Annotated in this window: 17 protein-coding genes and 1 riboswitch; of the genes, 11 read left to right on the forward strand and 6 right to left on the reverse strand. The window is 64.2% G+C overall.

Annotated elements, in window-relative coordinates; all coding sequences use genetic code 11:
- Positions 1–7 precede the first annotated feature (7 nt).
- The 4 genes from rfbB to GXY01S_RS03315 all read left to right on the forward strand — a co-directional run bounded on the left by rfbB (position 8) and on the right by GXY01S_RS03315 (position 2,988).
- A complete protein-coding gene (gene rfbB, locus GXY01S_RS03305) occupies positions 8–1,084 on the forward strand; it encodes a dTDP-glucose 4,6-dehydratase (RefSeq protein WP_061271969.1) in 1,077 nt (358 codons plus the stop codon).
- Positions 1,081–1,980, forward strand: a complete 900-nt coding sequence (gene rfbA / locus GXY01S_RS03310) for a glucose-1-phosphate thymidylyltransferase RfbA (RefSeq protein ID WP_061271970.1) — start codon at positions 1,081–1,083, stop codon at positions 1,978–1,980. The genes rfbB and rfbA overlap by 4 nt, the downstream gene beginning before the upstream one ends.
- On the forward strand, positions 1,980–2,123 hold the full coding sequence (locus GXY01S_RS17915) for a hypothetical protein (RefSeq protein WP_156470286.1): 144 nt from the start codon (positions 1,980–1,982) through the stop codon (positions 2,121–2,123). The genes rfbA and GXY01S_RS17915 overlap by 1 nt, the downstream gene beginning before the upstream one ends.
- A 94-nt stretch (positions 2,124–2,217) precedes the next feature.
- Positions 2,218–2,988 carry a glucose 1-dehydrogenase gene (locus GXY01S_RS03315; protein ID WP_061271971.1) on the forward strand — a complete coding sequence of 257 codons (771 nt, stop codon included), beginning with the start codon at positions 2,218–2,220 and terminating at the stop codon, positions 2,986–2,988.
- A gap of 73 nt (positions 2,989–3,061) precedes the next feature.
- Here GXY01S_RS03315 and GXY01S_RS03320 read toward each other — a convergent pair whose 3' ends face one another.
- Positions 3,062–4,039, reverse strand: a complete 978-nt coding sequence (locus GXY01S_RS03320; RefSeq protein WP_061271972.1) for a hypothetical protein — start codon at positions 4,037–4,039, stop codon at positions 3,062–3,064.
- Between the two features lie 260 nt (positions 4,040–4,299).
- Between GXY01S_RS03320 and GXY01S_RS03325 the strand changes: the two genes are divergently transcribed.
- The 6 genes from GXY01S_RS03325 to GXY01S_RS03350 all read left to right on the forward strand — a co-directional run bounded on the left by GXY01S_RS03325 (position 4,300) and on the right by GXY01S_RS03350 (position 9,442).
- The gene (locus tag GXY01S_RS03325) at positions 4,300–4,842 is read left to right on the forward strand and encodes a Dps family protein (RefSeq protein ID WP_110570348.1); all 543 of its coding nucleotides are present in this window, start codon (positions 4,300–4,302) and stop codon (positions 4,840–4,842) included.
- Positions 4,843–5,009: 167 nt separating this feature from the next.
- The gene (locus GXY01S_RS03330) at positions 5,010–5,882 is read left to right on the forward strand and encodes a dimethylarginine dimethylaminohydrolase family protein (protein ID WP_061271973.1); all 873 of its coding nucleotides are present in this window, start codon (positions 5,010–5,012) and stop codon (positions 5,880–5,882) included.
- Between the two features lie 30 nt (positions 5,883–5,912).
- Positions 5,913–6,857 carry a 2-hydroxyacid dehydrogenase gene (locus GXY01S_RS03335; RefSeq protein WP_061271974.1) on the forward strand — a complete coding sequence of 315 codons (945 nt, stop codon included), beginning with the start codon at positions 5,913–5,915 and terminating at the stop codon, positions 6,855–6,857.
- A gap of 109 nt (positions 6,858–6,966) precedes the next feature.
- A riboswitch (Fluoride riboswitch) is annotated at positions 6,967–7,046 on the forward strand.
- A gap of 112 nt (positions 7,047–7,158) precedes the next feature.
- Complete coding sequence (locus GXY01S_RS03340) at positions 7,159–8,499, forward strand: voltage-gated chloride channel family protein (protein ID WP_061271975.1); 1,341 nt, start codon at positions 7,159–7,161, stop codon at positions 8,497–8,499.
- Entirely contained in the window at positions 8,496–8,945 is a 450-nt protein-coding gene (locus GXY01S_RS03345; RefSeq protein WP_061271976.1) for a hypothetical protein, read from the forward strand. The genes GXY01S_RS03340 and GXY01S_RS03345 overlap by 4 nt, the downstream gene beginning before the upstream one ends.
- Positions 8,942–9,442 carry a DUF4232 domain-containing protein gene (locus tag GXY01S_RS03350; RefSeq protein ID WP_061271977.1) on the forward strand — a complete coding sequence of 167 codons (501 nt, stop codon included), beginning with the start codon at positions 8,942–8,944 and terminating at the stop codon, positions 9,440–9,442. The genes GXY01S_RS03345 and GXY01S_RS03350 overlap by 4 nt, the downstream gene beginning before the upstream one ends.
- A gap of 60 nt (positions 9,443–9,502) precedes the next feature.
- On the opposite strand, the gene GXY01S_RS03355 is transcribed toward GXY01S_RS03350, so the two are convergent.
- From GXY01S_RS03355 to GXY01S_RS03375, 5 genes are all read right to left on the reverse strand, one after another.
- Positions 9,503–10,333: a phosphoenolpyruvate hydrolase family protein gene (locus GXY01S_RS03355; RefSeq protein ID WP_061271978.1), complete on the reverse strand. Its 831-nt coding sequence runs from the start codon at positions 10,331–10,333 to the stop codon at positions 9,503–9,505.
- Positions 10,333–11,541 (reverse strand): Tm-1-like ATP-binding domain-containing protein, encoded by a 1,209-nt coding sequence (locus GXY01S_RS03360; RefSeq protein ID WP_061271979.1) that lies wholly within the window; start codon positions 11,539–11,541, stop codon positions 10,333–10,335. The genes GXY01S_RS03355 and GXY01S_RS03360 overlap by 1 nt, the downstream gene beginning before the upstream one ends.
- Positions 11,538–12,668, reverse strand: a complete 1,131-nt coding sequence (locus GXY01S_RS03365) for an arabinose transporter (protein ID WP_061272045.1) — start codon at positions 12,666–12,668, stop codon at positions 11,538–11,540. Before GXY01S_RS03365 ends, GXY01S_RS03360 begins: the two co-directional genes overlap by 4 nt.
- 34 nt (positions 12,669–12,702) lie before the next feature.
- Positions 12,703–12,999, reverse strand: a complete 297-nt coding sequence (locus GXY01S_RS03370; RefSeq protein WP_061272044.1) for a putative quinol monooxygenase — start codon at positions 12,997–12,999, stop codon at positions 12,703–12,705.
- A 78-nt stretch (positions 13,000–13,077) separates the two neighbouring features.
- Positions 13,078–14,445: an aminotransferase-like domain-containing protein gene (locus GXY01S_RS03375; protein ID WP_061271980.1), complete on the reverse strand. Its 1,368-nt coding sequence runs from the start codon at positions 14,443–14,445 to the stop codon at positions 13,078–13,080.
- A 166-nt stretch (positions 14,446–14,611) separates the two neighbouring features.
- Between GXY01S_RS03375 and GXY01S_RS03380 the strand changes: the two genes are divergently transcribed.
- On the forward strand, positions 14,612–15,901 hold the full coding sequence (locus GXY01S_RS03380; protein WP_242501249.1) for an MFS transporter: 1,290 nt from the start codon (positions 14,612–14,614) through the stop codon (positions 15,899–15,901).
- Positions 15,902–15,933: the final 32 nt, after the last annotated feature.

Here is a 15,933-nt window from a genome sequence, read left to right on the forward strand (position 1 = left end):
GTAGGCAATGCGTATACTGATAACGGGAGGCTGCGGATTTATTGGTTCGGCAGTCGTGCGGCATCTGGTCCGGCACACCACGCATGAGATCCTCAACGTGGATGCCCTGACCTATGCCGCAAGTATAAAAGCAACGGAAGATGCCGCCGATAGCGGTCGTTACCGGCTGGAGGTGGCCAATATTACCGACCGGCAGGCCATGGACCGGGTGTTCGAGCAGTTTGCGCCCGATGCGGTCATGCATCTTGCCGCTGAAAGCCATGTCGACCGGTCCATTGATGGGCCGGGCACGTTTGTCAGCACGAACATCGTGGGCACCTACACGCTGCTCGAGGCGGCAAGGCAGTGGTGGGCGCAGCAGGACGAGGGTCGCCGCAAGGCCTTCCGCTTCCACCATATCTCGACCGATGAGGTCTTTGGCGCGCTCGAGACGGGTGACCCGCCCTTCAACGAGCATACCCCCTATGACCCGCGCAGCCCGTATTCCGCCTCCAAGGCATCATCCGACCATCTGGTGCGGGCATGGTACCATACTTATGGCCTGCCGACCTTTGTCACCAACACCACGAATAATTACGGCCCGTGGCACTTCCCCGAAAAGCTGATCCCGCTGGTGACCATCAACGCCATCGAAGGGCGTGAACTGCCGGTTTATGGCAGCGGGCAGAACGTGCGCGACTGGCTGTTTGTCGAGGACCATGCCGAAGCGCTGGTCCGTGCGGTCGAGCGCGGCCAGCCTGGCGAGACCTACGCCATCGGCGCCCGCCAGCCCCGCACCAACATGCAGGTGGTCGAGGCGATCTGCACCATTCTTGATGAACTGCGCCCCGATCTCGCTGGCCCGCATGCACGCCTGATCCGGCATGTGCATGACCGTCCGGGCCATGATTTCCGTTACGAGATCGACCCCACCCATGCCGAGCAGGCACTGGACTGGCGGGCGAAGCATGATTTTGAGCACGGTATCCGCCGCACGGTGCAGTGGTACCTCGATAACCGCGCCTGGTGGGAGGGCATCCGCGCCGCCCGCTACGATGGCAAGCGCCTTGGCCAGGCAGGTGACAAGATGGGAACAGCAGCATGAGCGAACACGGTAGCGCAAAGCCGACCAAGGGCATTCTTCTGGCTGGCGGGTCGGGCACGCGCCTGCACCCCATGACACTGGCAGTCAGCAAGCAGTTGCTGCCGGTCTATGACAAGCCGATGATCTTCTACCCGCTTTCCACGCTCATGCTGGCGGGGATACGCGATATCATGATCATTTCCACCCCGGCCGACCTGCCGCTGTTCCGCAGGCTGCTCGGCGATGGGGCGGATATGGGTGTTACCTTCACCTACCGCGAGCAGCCCGCGCCCGATGGTATTGCCCAGGCTTTTGTCATTGCCGATGACTGGCTGGATGATTCGCCGTGCGGGCTTATTCTGGGTGATAACCTGATCTTTGCCGACCATCTGGGCAAGCAGATGCGTGCAGCCGCCACCCGGCCAAGCGGGGCCACCGTTTTTGCCTATCAGGTGCGTGACCCCGAGCGTTATGGCGTGGTAAGTTTTGGCGAGGACGGGCATGCAATCGATATTGTTGAAAAACCCACCGAACCCAAGTCAAACTGGGCAGTAACGGGGCTGTATTTTTATGATGGTCGCGTGCGTGAATATGCGCGCAGCCTCAGGCCCTCGCCGCGTGGCGAACTGGAAATTACCGACCTGAACCGCCTTTACCTGCAGTCGGATGAACTGCATGTGCAGCGCCTTGGCCGCGGCTGTGCGTGGCTTGATGCCGGCATGCCCGACAGCCTGATGCAGGCCGGGCAGTTCGTGCAGACCATCCAGTCCCGGCAGGGGCTGCTCGTTGGCTCGCCGCATGAGGTGGCCTTCCGCATGGGGTTCATTGATGCCGCGGGGCTTGAAGCCTATGCCAGGCGCATGATCAAGACCGAACTGGGCCAGGCGCTCATGGCCATTGCCCATGGCGAGGGATAATGCCTGAACGGGCATGCGATCATAAAGGACAAGAGGTTTCGGATGCCGCCCTTTTTTCAAAAAAAGGGCGGTGTTCTTTTGGGCTGGCTGTTCAGGCCATCGTTCATATTAAAAAGAGCCTGATGCGTATCATTGAGGCGTGAGGGCAGATCCGGCAGGGTAAGGAAAACCTGGCGGGCAGGGTGGTTCGATGTCTGAGCCGCCTGCGCGCAGGTTCATGGAAGCAGGAGAGTATTCATGGGACGCGTATCGGGAAAAGTCGCCCTTGTCAGTGGGGCCGCACTCGGCATTGGCCGGGCCACCGCCCAGCTTCTGGCCCGCGAGGGGGCGAAAGTTGTCATCGGCGACCTCAAGGAAACCGAAGGCGAGGCCGTGGTGGCCGAGATTGAAGCCGCCGGTGGCGAGGCGATGTTCACAACACTCAACGTGACCGAGGAGGCAAGCTGGCAGCAGGCCATGGCCGCCGTGCAGGCCCGTTTCGGGCGGCTGGACATTGCGGTCAACAATGCTGGCATTGCCTATACCGGTACGGTCGAGCAGACCAGCCTTGAAGAGTGGCGGCGTGTGCAGTCGGTCAATCTCGATGGCGTGTTTCTGGGCACGCGCTACGCCATCGAGGCCATGAAGCCGCATGGCGGCGGGTCGATCATCAACCTGTCCTCGATCGAGGGGCTGGTGGGTGACCCCACGCTTGCCGCCTATAATGCCAGCAAGGGCGGCGTGCGGCTGTTCACCAAATCAGCCGCGCTGCACTGCGCCAAGTCGGGCTACAAGATCCGCGTTAACTCCGTGCACCCGGGCTATATCTGGACCCCCATGGTGCAGGGCCTGACCGCCGCGACCTCCGACCAGCTTGCCGCCCGGCAGAAGCTGATTGACCTGCACCCGCTTGGCCATCTGGGTGAACCCGATGACATTGCCTACGGCATCGTGTTTCTTGCATCGGACGAATCAAAGTTCATGACCGGCAGCGAACTGGTCATTGATGGCGGCTATACCGCGCAGTAAAACCTCTATCGCGTAAAATAAAAGCTGCTGGATGCTGCCTTTTTCTAAAAAGGCAGCGTTTTTTGTCATGGGCTCAGGGGCACCGCCGGGGCACGTAGGAGACCACGCGGTCAAGCAGGATATCCATCTCGGGCCGTAGCAGGGGGTCGATGCACGTTGCCACATAGGCCCGCGCATGCTGCTTTATGGTGTTGGCGGCACGCAGGTTGATGGCCAGCATGTCGCTCTCTTCAATCAGGTCCGCCACGGTCATGCGCCGCTGGAAGGCGGTCTGCGCGAGGGTAAAGGCCAGGCGGTCAGTCACGGTTTTCATTTCCGCGCGGCCAAAAGCCGACTGGCAGTTGGAAAGCTGCGCCTGTGCCTGTGCATAAAGCTGGATGAGCGGCAGCTTGCGGCTGCGGTGAAAGTGCTGCCGGTGCCAGGCGCGTGCCCACATATGCTCGCGCTGCGCGGTCTCGAATTCATGCATGTCCGTGCTGTCATCGCATATGAGCGCATGCACCGCGCGCGCCGCAAGCCACGCTGAGGCGAAATCAGGATAGCCCTGGCCGTTCCATAACGGCTCGACCCCATGCGAGCCGGTTGCAAACCGGAATGTACGCTGCCCGTCCACGCCATAGAGAATGGAAATCGTGGGGTCGGTCAGCGGATCATAACCCAGCATCACGATGTGACCACCGTCGCCCGCATGCATGTAGCGCTGCGCGGTAAAGGCGTCGAGCAGGGTTTCATCATCAACACTGCGTTCGGCATGGTTCTTGACGTAGGTGAGGAACAGCGGGTTGTTCACCCCCGTCACCCCGCGCGGACAGAAATCAAACCGCCACCACCGTGATAGCTTGATCAGATGAAACGCCAGCGCATTGCGCAGCCGGGTCAGCGCGGGCGTGGCCTCGCCGCCATCGCACAGGGCCTGCACATCCTGAAAGCGCCGGGCCAGCATATTGGCCTGCCGGGCAAAAGGGTAATGGGGGTCAAGATAATGCAGCAACTGCTCGGGGGCGGAATGTTCGAGGTGCCAATCGGCCGTGCAGCCTGTTGTCTCGCTCATGGCATGATCCCTGCGGGAAAGAAAAGGGGCGGCATCGCCGGAATGTGGTGGCGATGCCGCATGAGTTTTCACGGCTCTGTGCTGGGAAATCGACGGTTGGGAAAACTGCCTGATAACGCCGTGAGTAAACCGATCGATAATGCAAACGAATATCAATTGCAATACAAAAACGGCAGGCATGAACCCTGTCACGCCGCATGCGTTGAGGGCGCACGGGCCAAGGCAGCGCGTGTCCGGCCCGATTGCAAACCACGGAGAGCATGATGACAGACAAGGCAGTTGCAGCAGGCGCAGCCCATGTGCGGACCTATCTCGGCACGCCGACCGACCTCGCGCATGAGGCGGTGCGTGACATCGCGGCAGGACTGAAGGCGGTCCTGGCCGATGTTTTTGCGCTTTATATCAAGACCAAGAATTTCCACTGGCACATGAGTGGCCGCCACTTCCGTGATTATCACCTGCTGCTTGATGAGCAGAGCAGCCAGATCTTCGCCATGACCGATCCGTTGGCCGAACGCGCGCGCAAGATTGGCGGCAATACCCTGCATTCGGTAGGCGAGATCGCGCGCCTGACCAAAGTGGCCGATAACGATGCCGATTATGTGACACCCGAGGACATGCTCGCCGAACTGCGCGAGGATAACATGGCCCTGACCGCGCGCCTGCGCGCCGTCCATGCCGTGTGCGACGAAGGCAATGACGTGGCAACCGCCAGCCTGATTGAAAACTGGATCGACGAGACCGAGCGCCGCACATGGTTCCTGTTCGAAGCAACCCGCCCGGCCTTTGGCGCGAATAGCTGAGCGCCCCGTAGCGGCCCGGCAGGCAGGCGTTTATGGCCGGCCTGTCTTGCGCACCGGGGCACAGTTTGGCTGCGGCTAAAGTCAACTCCGGATTATTGGTATCTTGAAGATGCAGATTTATCCGCTATCGTAACGTTTGAACGGTACGTTACAGGATAACAGGAATTATGGTGGCAAATCGCTGGTTTATCGATAGCGAAACAGGCGAACTGGCTGACGTGCTGCTCTGCCCACCCGATCATTATGCGTGGATACCGAGCAATGACATCGCCATCAGCAGCATGGCCCGTGGCGCACGTCTCGACCAGGCCGCGTTGGGCGCGCAGTTCCGCGAACTCGTGGCAGCGCTGGAAGGCGAGCAGGTCGCCTGCCATTACCTGACCCCGCATGAGGGCATGCCCTACGAGGTCTATACCCGCGACAGTTCACAGACCACGCCATTCGGCACCGTTGTCACCCGCCTTGCCCGCCCCGAGCGCAGGGCCGAGATCACACCGATCCATGAATTCTATGCCCCCGATGAGATATGGAAAACCTGCACCGCAGGCCATATCGAAGGCGGGGACATTCATATCATCCGCCCCGGCCTGCTGGCGGTGGGCGTAAGCGGGGGCCGCACGGACGAGGCGGGTGCGGCCGAGTTCATAAGCTGGTTCGAGGCGGCAGGGTGGACGTGCCGCATGATCCGCTTCCCCGAACACTTCCTCCATCTTGACGTGATCTTCACCATGGTGGCCGAGAACCTCGCCATAGCAGTGGTGGATGTGATTGCCGATGAAGACCTTGACTGGTTCCGCGCCCAGGGCATCCGCGTGCTGCCGGTCAGCTACAAGGAGGCGATGCGCGACATGGGCTGCAACGTGCTGGCCCTTGGCCGCGAGCGCGTGGTCAGCCCGCTCCATTGCACGCGCATCAACCAGATGTTGCGTGCCGAGGGCCTGCGTGTGCTTGACCCGGCGCTTGACCAGTTCTCGCAGGGGGGGGGCAGTATTCATTGCATGACCATGCCCCTGCGCCGTAAGTCTCTTCTCACCGGCTGAAGGGCTACGGGACACAAAACGGGAGAAGAAATGCCAAGGCTTGTCATCAGCGCGGACGGACCCGCCGCCATGGCCACATGGCGCGCGGCCTTTGCGCATGTCGCCCCCGATCTGCTTCTTGCCGACTGGCATGACCCGGCGTTGAAGACTACGGCGGATGACTATGCGCTGGTATGGAACCCTACGGCAGATGACCTTGCCCGCATGGGTGGCATGCGGGCCATCATCTGCACGGGGGCAGGGGTCAATCATCTGCTTGATAACCCTGGCTTTCCGCTGCATGTGCCCCTTGTGCGCATGGGGGGCGAACAGACAGCGGTGCTGATGGCTGATTACGTGCTGTGGGCCACGCTTGGCCTGTTGCGTGGGGCACGGACATGGGCGGTGCAGCAAAATGCGCATCACTGGCACAACCCGCGCACCAGCACACGCACCAGCAGCCAGACCCGCGTGGGCATAATGGGCATGGGGCATCTTGGCGCGCATGTGGGCCGCGTGCTGCTTCAGGTCGGCTTCGAGGTTTCAGGCTGGCGGCGTTCGGCGCAGGTGGCGCCGGGCATACGCACCTTTGCCGGACCGGAGGGACTGCCTGATTTTCTGCGCGATGTGGATATTCTGGTCAACCTGCTGCCCAGCACGCAGCAGACGCGCGGCATGATCGATTACGCCCTGCTGGCGCAACTGCCGCGCGGGGCGGGGCTGGTCAATGTCGGGCGCGGCAACCATGTCGTGCAGGCTGACCTGCTTCGCGCGCTTGATGAGGGCGTGCTCGGCGGCGCGGTGCTTGATGTGGTGGTGCCCGAACCCCTGCCGCCCGATGATCCGTTATGGCGCCATGAGCGCGTGACCATTACCCCGCATGTCGCCTCCGAGGCCTCGCGGGAGGCGCAGGCGCGCTATGTGGTGGAGGTGATCGGCCAGATGGAACGCAACGAGCGGCCTGCCCTGCTGTGCGATCCCCGGCGGGGATACTGAAGCCTGCGGGAAATGTCAGGAAAATAACAAAAGTTTATGGGCGCGGGCATGGATGCGCTCGTGTCACGTATCTGCCTGGTTGACCCTTACGGCGATACAGGCTTTTTTAAACGAACACGGCAATGGATTCTGCCGGACCATGCTGGTCGAACCGCTGCCCGCAAGGGCGCTGATGATTCCTGCCCACTGCCTTTATGGCAACTAGGGGAGGAGTCCGTGTAGCGTATCGTACAGCCATGATCCACGGCCAGACAGGACTGGCCTGCTGTTCCATCCTGAATGCCGGGTTGACCGAAATATCATGAATATTGTTGCACTTGCGCGGGCCGTGGCCCGCCAGTCGGGGGGGCTGCTCAGATGGGCCAGCCTGCTGCTGCCCATGGCGGCCTGCGTGGGCACGCTGTGCGCCCTGTTCCTGTGGCTGCTCGACCGGGCAGCGCAGACACGCCTGCTGCACCCGTGGCTGCTTTACGGCCTGCCGGTGGCAGGCGTTGCCGTGGGGCTGCTTTATTCCGTCTGGGGGCGCGCTGCCGAGGGCGGCAATAACCTGATCGTGGACCAGATCCACGAACCCGGGGGCGGCGTGCCCCTGCGCATGGTGCCGCTGGTGCTTATCGGCACGGTGGTCAGCCACCTGTTCGGGGCATCGGTGGGGCGTGAGGGCACGGCGGTGCAGATGGGCGGCAGCATTGCCAGCACGGTGGGGCGGGTGTGGCGCCTGACCAACCCTTACGAAATCAGGGTCCTGCTCATGTCAGGCATCGCGGCGGGATTTTCCGCCGTGTTCGGCACGCCGGTGGCGGGTGCCGTGTTCGGCATGGAAGTGATCCGCGTAGGGCGCATTGACTACGATGCCCTGGTGCCCGTAGCCGTAAGCGCCATCGTGGCGGACTGGACATGCCATGCATGGGGCATGGAGCATGTGCCCTATCATCTGGCCTTTCAGGGTTATGCGGGGGCGGATGGGCATTTTTTTCATGCCGACCTGCTGCTTCTGGGCAAGGTCATGGTGGCGGCGGTTGCCTTCGGGCTGGCCAGCATCGTTTTTGCAGAATCGGTGCACCGGCTGGCAGCCCGCCTGCGGCAGGTCTGCCCGATTGCGGGGCTGCGGCCCGCATTGGGCGGGATTGCGACCATAGCGCTGGTGTGGCTGTGCGGCTCGCGTGACTATCTGGGGCTGGGCATTGTCGCACCCGAGGTGGGCGGAGCGTCCATTATCGATTTCTTCGGAGCCGGGCATTACCCGGTGGCATGGGCGTGGAAGCTGGTCTTTACGGTGGTCGTGCTGGCCGCGGGCTTCAAGGGCGGCGAGGTCACGCCGCTGTTTTTCATCGGGGCGGGGCTGGGCAATGCACTGGCTCCCCTGCTGCACGCTCCGGCGGACCTGCTGGCAGGGGTGGGGTTTGTCGCGGTCTTTGCGGGTGCGGCCAATACGCCGCTGGCCTGCACGCTCATGGGGGTGGAACTGTTCGGCACGGCGGATATCGTCTATTTCGCCACGGGCTGTTTCGTGGCCTATATGTGCTCGGGCCATTCGGGCATCTACCTGTCGCAGCGCGTGGCCGTGCCCAAGCGGCATCAGGCGGGCGGCATGATTGGCCTGGCGCTGCGGCAGGCCCGCATGGGGAAACCAGAAACATGAACACGATACGCGGCCTGTGCGCCATGCTGGGCCTGCTGGCCATGCTGCGCCCGGCCTGGGGCGCTACGGTCACGGCAGGCCCCTCCGCCGCTGAAAAGCGGATCATTGACCGGCAGATCAGCCGCATTGCCGATCCCGCCACGCGGCGCGCCGTGCAGGGGCAGGACATGGCGTGGCAGATGACCACTTTCCTGTGCCAGAACGCCGCGCGCACGGTGCTGGTGCGCATGGGCAGCCAGCCGCACCGTTTTTTCCTGCAGGATGTGGGGCCGGGCAGCCAGGTCGTGGCCAGTGCCGCGCTGGTATCGGGGCGCGGGCAGTTCCTGCGGGTGGGTAATGGCCTTGAGTGGGCGGGTTTTTCGTGGGCCTGCCATCTTGATCCCGCTACCGGGCATGCGACGCATTTTGACGTGAGCCTCACCGGGCCGGCGCAGGTCGGGCCATGAAGGGCAAGATAGCGGGGCTGATGGCCCTCATGTCATGGAGCCTGCCGCCACAGGCGCGGGCCACGCCAGTGCCTGACTGCAAGGTGCCGCAGATGGTGGTCAGCCTTGATGACGGGCAGGGCGCATTCAATGGCATGATGCATGGCGGCACATGGCTTGTCGTGCGGAACACCGGCGCGCGCGCCTGCTCGGTTGCGGGGATGGGACCGCCCTCGTTCGAGGATGTGCATCACCACCCCGTTGCCGTAACGTGGCAGCAGGCCGTGCCCGCGCCTGTCAAGGTGCTGCCTGCGGGCGGGCAGATGAAAACCGCCCTGCGCTGGGTCTCTGGCAATGTGTTTGACCCCGGCGCATGCATGACGCCGGCAACGCTTGCGCTGCCCCTGCGGCACGGGCGGGTGCGGCACGCTTTTGCCTATGCCCTGTGCGGCCCCGCCAGGAGCCCCCCTGCAATCGAGCACCAGCCATGGACCATGGGACCACCTGAAAACGGATAAAAGTTTTTGGTGAAGCTTTTTTAAAAAAGGCGGCACCCAAAAACATTTGTTATTTTATCATCAGCGCGTAAGGGCCTTGAAGTTGCGGGTCTGTTCGGTCAGCGCGACTTCAACCGGCAGGCGCTCCATGCTCGATGCGCCATAAAAGCCGTGGCAGTCCGGGCAGGCGGCGAGCACTTTCTGGGCATCGGCGGGCATGGCGATCGGGCCGCCATGGCACAGCGTGATGATGTCGGGGCGCACGCTGCGCGCGGCATCAATGATCGCGTTGATCTGGGTAATGCAGTCATCCAGCGTCAGCGCCGTCTCCGCGCCGATTGCGCCGCCCGTGGTCAGCCCCATATGGGCCACCAGCACGTCAGCACCCGCCTTGGCCATGTCCACCGCCTGGGCAGGGTCGAACACGTAGGGCGTGGTCAGCAGGTCTTTTTTGTGGGCGCGGGCCACCACATCCACCTCAAGGCTGTAGCTCATGCCGGTTTCCTCAAGGTTCTTGCGGAAATTGCCGTCAATCAGCCCCACGGTGGGGAAGTTCTGGATGCCCGAAAACCCGACCCGCTTCACGTCATCAAGAAACACATCAAAGTCAACGAACGGGTCGGTGCCATTCACCCCGGCCAGCACGGGGGTGGTGGGCACCACGGGCAGCACCTCGCGCGCCATGTCCATCACGATCTGGTTGGCGTTGCCATAGGCCAGCAGGCCCGCCAGCGAGCCACGGCCCGCCATGCGGTAACGCCCGGAATTGTAGATGACGATCAGGTCGATGCCGCCCGCCGCCTCGCATTTGGCGGATAGGCCGGTGCCCGCCCCGCCACCCACGATGGGCGTGCGCGCGGCGATCATGCTGCGGAAGCGGGCGAGGATTTCACTACGGGGAATACGGGGCATCAGGGTTGGTCTCCATAAAGATGCGAAAATTCATGCGCCAGCGCCGCGGCAAAAGCCGGGTCATTGATCGCATGGGGAAGGCGGATCAGCCTGCGCTGCGGGGTCTGCTCCAGTGTCTCGGCCAGGGCGGTGTAAAATGCTTCATCAGCTTCAGGGTCATGAAACGGGCCGCCGGGCTGGTCGAGCAGGGAAAACCCGCCCTCGGGGTAGAGAAAGCGCACTTCGCCCGTGCAGCGGTTGAGCTGGTGGCCGATCATGTGGCCCATCGCCCGGCATTCTGCTTCATTCGTGCGCATCAGCGTGATCTGGGGGTTGTGCTCGACAAACACGCGGCTTTCGTAGTGGGCGGGCACACTGGCGCGGGCGCCGAAATTGACCATGTCCAGCCCGCCGCAACTGCCCACGTAAGGCAGGCCGGTACGGATGACGGCGCCAAGCCGGTCGGCATCGCACGCAAAGATGCCACCTGCCACGTAATCACAGAACTCGGTCAGCGTCGTGTCGATGAAGCCGCTGATTATCCCGTCATCGGCCAGCCGCTCCATGGCGCGGCCTCCAGTGCCCGTGGCGTGGAACACAAGGCAGTCAAACCGGCTGGAAAGCTGGTGCACCACCTGCTCCACGCATGGCGTGGTCACGCCAAACATGGTCAGGCCGATGGCGGGGCGCGGGTCGGGCGCAGGGTGGCAGGGATTGCGCGCCATGCCCGCCATGGCGTGGGCCGCATTGCCCAGCACCACGCGTGAGATGCGGTTGAGCCCCTCCATGTCCGTCACCGGATAGAGCATGGCAATGTCTGCGCCCCCCACATAGGGCGCGGTATTGCCCGAGGCCACGGTCGAGACCACCAGCTTTGGCAGGCCAATGGGCAGCGCCTGCAGGGCAGGCGACACCAGCGCCGTGCCGCCCGAGCCGCCAATGGCCAGCACGCCGAGCATGTCGGTGCGCGCGCGCAAAAACACGCGCAGCGCCTCGGCCATGGCCGCAATGGCCCGCCCCCGATCACCACAGAAAACGGCCTCCTCGCCCTGGGGGTGGCAGCGCGCAACCGCGCGGGCGCTGATATCGGCCGCGCGCCCCGCATGCCGCGTGCCGATATCGACAATCAGCGCGGCAATCCCGCTTTCGCGCAGGGTCTGGCGCAGATAGCTCAGTTCGGCCTGCTTGGTGTCGCAGGTGCCCAGAATGTAAACATGGCCTGAATTCATGTCATGCCTCCGCGCTGGCGGGCCAGCAAGGCAAGCACGATGCCCGCGCCCAGCGTGGCGCACGCCCCGCCCAGCCCGAACACGACCGCGTAGCCACACCGGTCGGCCAGCAGCCCCGCCAGCGGGCCGGTGGCCCCATAGGCCAGGTCCTGAAACGCCGCGAAGCCGCCCAGCGCCGTGGCCCGCATGGCAGGTGCCACCAGCCGCACCACCTCGACCCCAAGGGCGGGGAACACCATGGAGCACCCCGCCCCGGTCAGCAACGCGCCCGCCAGCGCCAGCACGGGCGAGGGGGCGATCCACAGCAGGTATTGCCCTGCGGCCTCGACCACCAGCGAGAGCAGCGCCACCCGTAGCCCGCCAATCCGGTCAGGCAGGTGCCCGCACACAAAGCGCCCGGCCACGAAGGCTGCGCCGAAACAGGTCAGCCCCAGCCCGGCGCCGGGCCAGTGGGCGTGGATGAAGCGTAGCGGCAGGAACGCGCCCAGTGCGGCAAAGCCCACGCCCTGAAGCGCGACCGCCATGCCCTGCCAGCGGATGGTGCCCAGAACGTGCCAGAATGGCGGCCTGCCACCCGCATGCGTCGGGGAGGCGGGTATGGTCTGCACCAGCGCCAGCCCCACCAGCGGCAGCAGGGCGGATGCGCCCATGAGCACGCCCAATCCCGCCTGCTGGTATAGCGCCAGCCCGATCGGGCCACCCACGGCAAAGGCGCCGTACATGGCCGCCCCCGTCCAGGCCAGAACGCGCCCCGCGCGTGCCTGCCCCACAAGGCCGATGCCCCAGCCCAGCATGCCCACAATGGTCAGGCTTTCGCCCACGCCCAGCAGGAGCCTGCCCATGATCAGGATGGCGTAGCGCGAACCATCGCCCAGGCCGGGCAGGGCTGCGAGCACGCAGATCAGGCTGGCGGCCACATACACCATCAGCCCCGTGCGCATGCAGGGCCTGCCGCCTTTCGTATCCGCCATCTGGCCTGCATGGTTGCGGCTGAGAATGGTGGAGAAGAAGGCAATGCCCACAGCAAGCCCCGCCAGTCCGTTGCCATAACCCGACCAGTGCAGCACGGCCACCGGAATGGCAGCCAGCGGCAGGGCCACGGCCATGTAGGCCAGGAACAGCGCCATGGCGAGGCGGCCAAGATGGCGCAGCGATGCGGCCTCAGAGTTCACGGGTGATGTGAACCTGAAGCGGTGCGGCCAGTGCCGTGGCAAACGCGGCTTTCATGGCCTGGAAGTGCGGTGTTTCTTCATGGGCGGCCAGCGCTTCAGGGCTGGTCCAGCGCTCGACGAACACGAAAATGGCCGGGTCGTTGATGTCGCGGTGGCACTGGTAGGACAGGTTGGTGGCTTCCTGCCGCGATAGCGCCACGCACTGGCGGATGGCCCCAAGCGCCGCCGTTTCGTGCCCCGGCAGGACGCGGAGTGATGCAATGACCGTGATGGGCTGCGCTGTCATGACAATATCCTCGCCAGATGTGTTGCATGGTGTGGCGAGCATAGGGGTGTGTGACACTTTCCTGCCACGAAGAAAGTGTCACGTGACACTATTGTCCATGCCATCAAGCACATGGCGCAGCCGGTGCAGGGCCTCGCGCAGGTCGGGCAGCGGTGTCGGGCCAAGGCACAGGCGAATGCCCGCGGGTGCATCGGCCGCTGCGTCCGGGCAGGCCATGAAGGGCTGGGGCAGGGTGACTTTAACGCCCTGTCTGGCCGCCTCCGCCGCCAGATGCTGTGCGCGGGCCAGCTTCATGGGCATCCATGCATGAAAGGCATCATAGGGCGGTGGCGCAAGGTGCGGGCCAAGTACGGACTGCGCCAGCGCGCGGCGTCGCCCTGCCTCGCCACGCAGCGACTGCCGTACGGAGGCGGCCGTGCCATCAAGCATCCACTGCGCCATCATGGCATAGGAGAGTGGCGCGATCATGAGCGATGCGCTGAGCAACGCATCACGCGCCGCCTGCATGAACCCCTGTGGCGGGGCCAGTGCGCCAATGCGCAGGCCGGGGCTGAGGGTCTTTGACAGGCTGCTGACATAAAAGGTCCGTTCCGGCGCCAGCGTTACCAGCGGGGGCAGGGCCGCATCATGCACGCAGTCATAGACATCATCTTCAATAATCAGCGCATCATGGTGGCGGCACAGGCGGCCGATAGCGTGCCTGCGCTCCGTGCCCATGGTGGCGGTGGTTGGGTTGTGCATGGTGGGCGTGACATAGAGCACGCAGCGCTGCGGGGCATGCTGGGCCAGGGCGTGGGCGAGGGCTTCGGGCAGCAGGCCCTGCGTATCCATTGGCAGGCCCTGCACCTGCATGCCCGCCTGCCGGGCGAGGATCAGCATGCCGGGGTAGGTCAGGGCCTCGGTCAGCATCACGGGGGCGCTTTTTCGTGCGGCTGTCAGGGCCACGCCAAGGGCCTGCTGCGCCCCGCTGGTCAGCAGAAGCTGCTCGGGTGATAACGCCACGCCGAGTTCGGCCAGCCAGTGGGCCATGATGCGCCGGTGTTCGATATGGCCCGCCACGGGCGGATAGACATTGAACAGCGCCGGATCGACCGTGCGGGCAAGGCGGGCCAGCGTGCGGGCCAGCGCGCGGTCGCTGAACATGGGCGGCGGCATGTTGGCCGAAAGGTCAAGCATCTGCCCCGTGCCATTGGGGCTGGTTGCCACAAATGTGCCCCGCCCGCGCACGCTGCGCACCAGCCCGCGCCGCTCCAGCGTGGCATAAGCGCGCGTGACGCTGCCAATGCCGATGCCAAGCTGCCAGGCAAGCGGGCGGTGCGCGGGCAGGCGGTCGCCGGATTGCAGCCTGCCGCCGAGTATGTCACCGGCCAGGGCATCGGCCAGTCGTTCGGCGGGCGGGCCGTCGCCTGCGGGCAGGCACGGCTGCCATGGGGAGCGCAGGCGCATGGCGTGACAGACCTGTAATCCTGTTGGGGTGGCCCAGCCATAGCAGCTTGGGGCAGGGGGCGGAAGATTGCCGCTTTTTTGTTGCCTATATTACGATATCGGTATGATGGGCGGTGGTGTCCTGCCTTTGCGTGGCGACGATGGGAATGGGCAGCGGGGGGAATGCATGGAAAAAGCGAATTCAGGCCAGGACGGAGGGGGCGGGCCAGGCGGGGCTTATGGCACGCGGCCACTGTTGGTCATGGCCGGGCTGTTTTTCATCATCGGGTTTGTCACATGGCTCAACGGGCCACTGATCACGTTCGTGCAGGTTGCCTTTGGCGTGGGGCCGGTTGGGGCGTTTCTGGTGCCGATGTGTTTTTACCTCGCTTATTTTTTCTGCGCGTTTCCTGCCATGGCGCTTGCGCGGCGCACGGGGCTGCGTGGTGGCATCAGGCTGGCGCTTGGTGTCATGGCGGCAGGCACGCTTGGGTTTGGCGAATGTGTGGGGCGCGGCTGGTATGCTGGTGCGCTTGCGGGCCTGTCGGTGCTGGGCGCGGGGCTGACGCTGCTGCAGGTGGCGGTCAATCCGTATGTGACGCTGCTTGGCCCTGCGGCACAGGCGGCGCGGCGCATTGCAGGGATGGGCATTGCCAATAAGCTTTCAGGAATTATCGCACCTATAATATTTTCTCTTCTGGTCATGCATGATATTGGCGGCGTGGTGGCCCGTCTCGCGGCCAGCGGCAATGCCCGCATGCACGCACAGGTTCTGGCCGGTTTCGCCCATGCGGTGGTGCTGCCCTACCGGGGCATGGCGGTTGTGCTGCTGCTTGTGGCGCTGGGGCTGCGGCATGCGGGACTGCCCGATCTGCGTCTGGCCTGCCGGGATGCAGCCCCGCCCGGCGGGCGCATGGCGGGCATGGCCTGGGTCGGGATTGCCGTGGTGTTCGTGTATGTAGGGGTGGAGGTGATGGCGGGCGATGGCATTGGCCTATATGCGCGCGGCATGGGGCTTCTGGTCGGGCAGACGCGGTTTCTCACCGCGTTCACGCTTGCGGGCATGCTGGGCGGGTATGTGCTGGGCAGTTTCATGGTGCCTGCCGTGATCCGGTCCGCGCCCTATCTGGGCCTGTCCGCGCTTGTGGGAGGCGCGTTGTGCACCGGGGCCATCATGGCCCACGGCATGGGCTCGGTGCTGTGCATCGCCCTACTGGGAGTGGCCAATGCCATGATGATGCCAATCCTGTTTCCGCTGGTGCTGCACATGGCGGGGGCGTGGCGGCAGCGGGCGAATGCGCTGCTGGTCATGGCGTTTTGCGGCGGCGCTGTCATGCCGCAGTGTTTTGCCCTGCTGCAGGGGCCGTGGGGCATGAAACCGGCCTTCATGGGGCTGGTCATGCCCGGTTATGGGGTGATCGGACTTTTTGCGCTGGTGGTATGGTGGCGCGCGCGGGGGTTGGGTCGTGCCGCGTGATGAGGCACCATGGAGCGACGCCTTTAACGGAA

Origin of the sequence: Komagataeibacter xylinus NBRC 15237 (assembly GCF_001571345.1) — a bacterium.
GTDB lineage: Bacteria > Pseudomonadota > Alphaproteobacteria > Acetobacterales > Acetobacteraceae > Komagataeibacter > Komagataeibacter xylinus.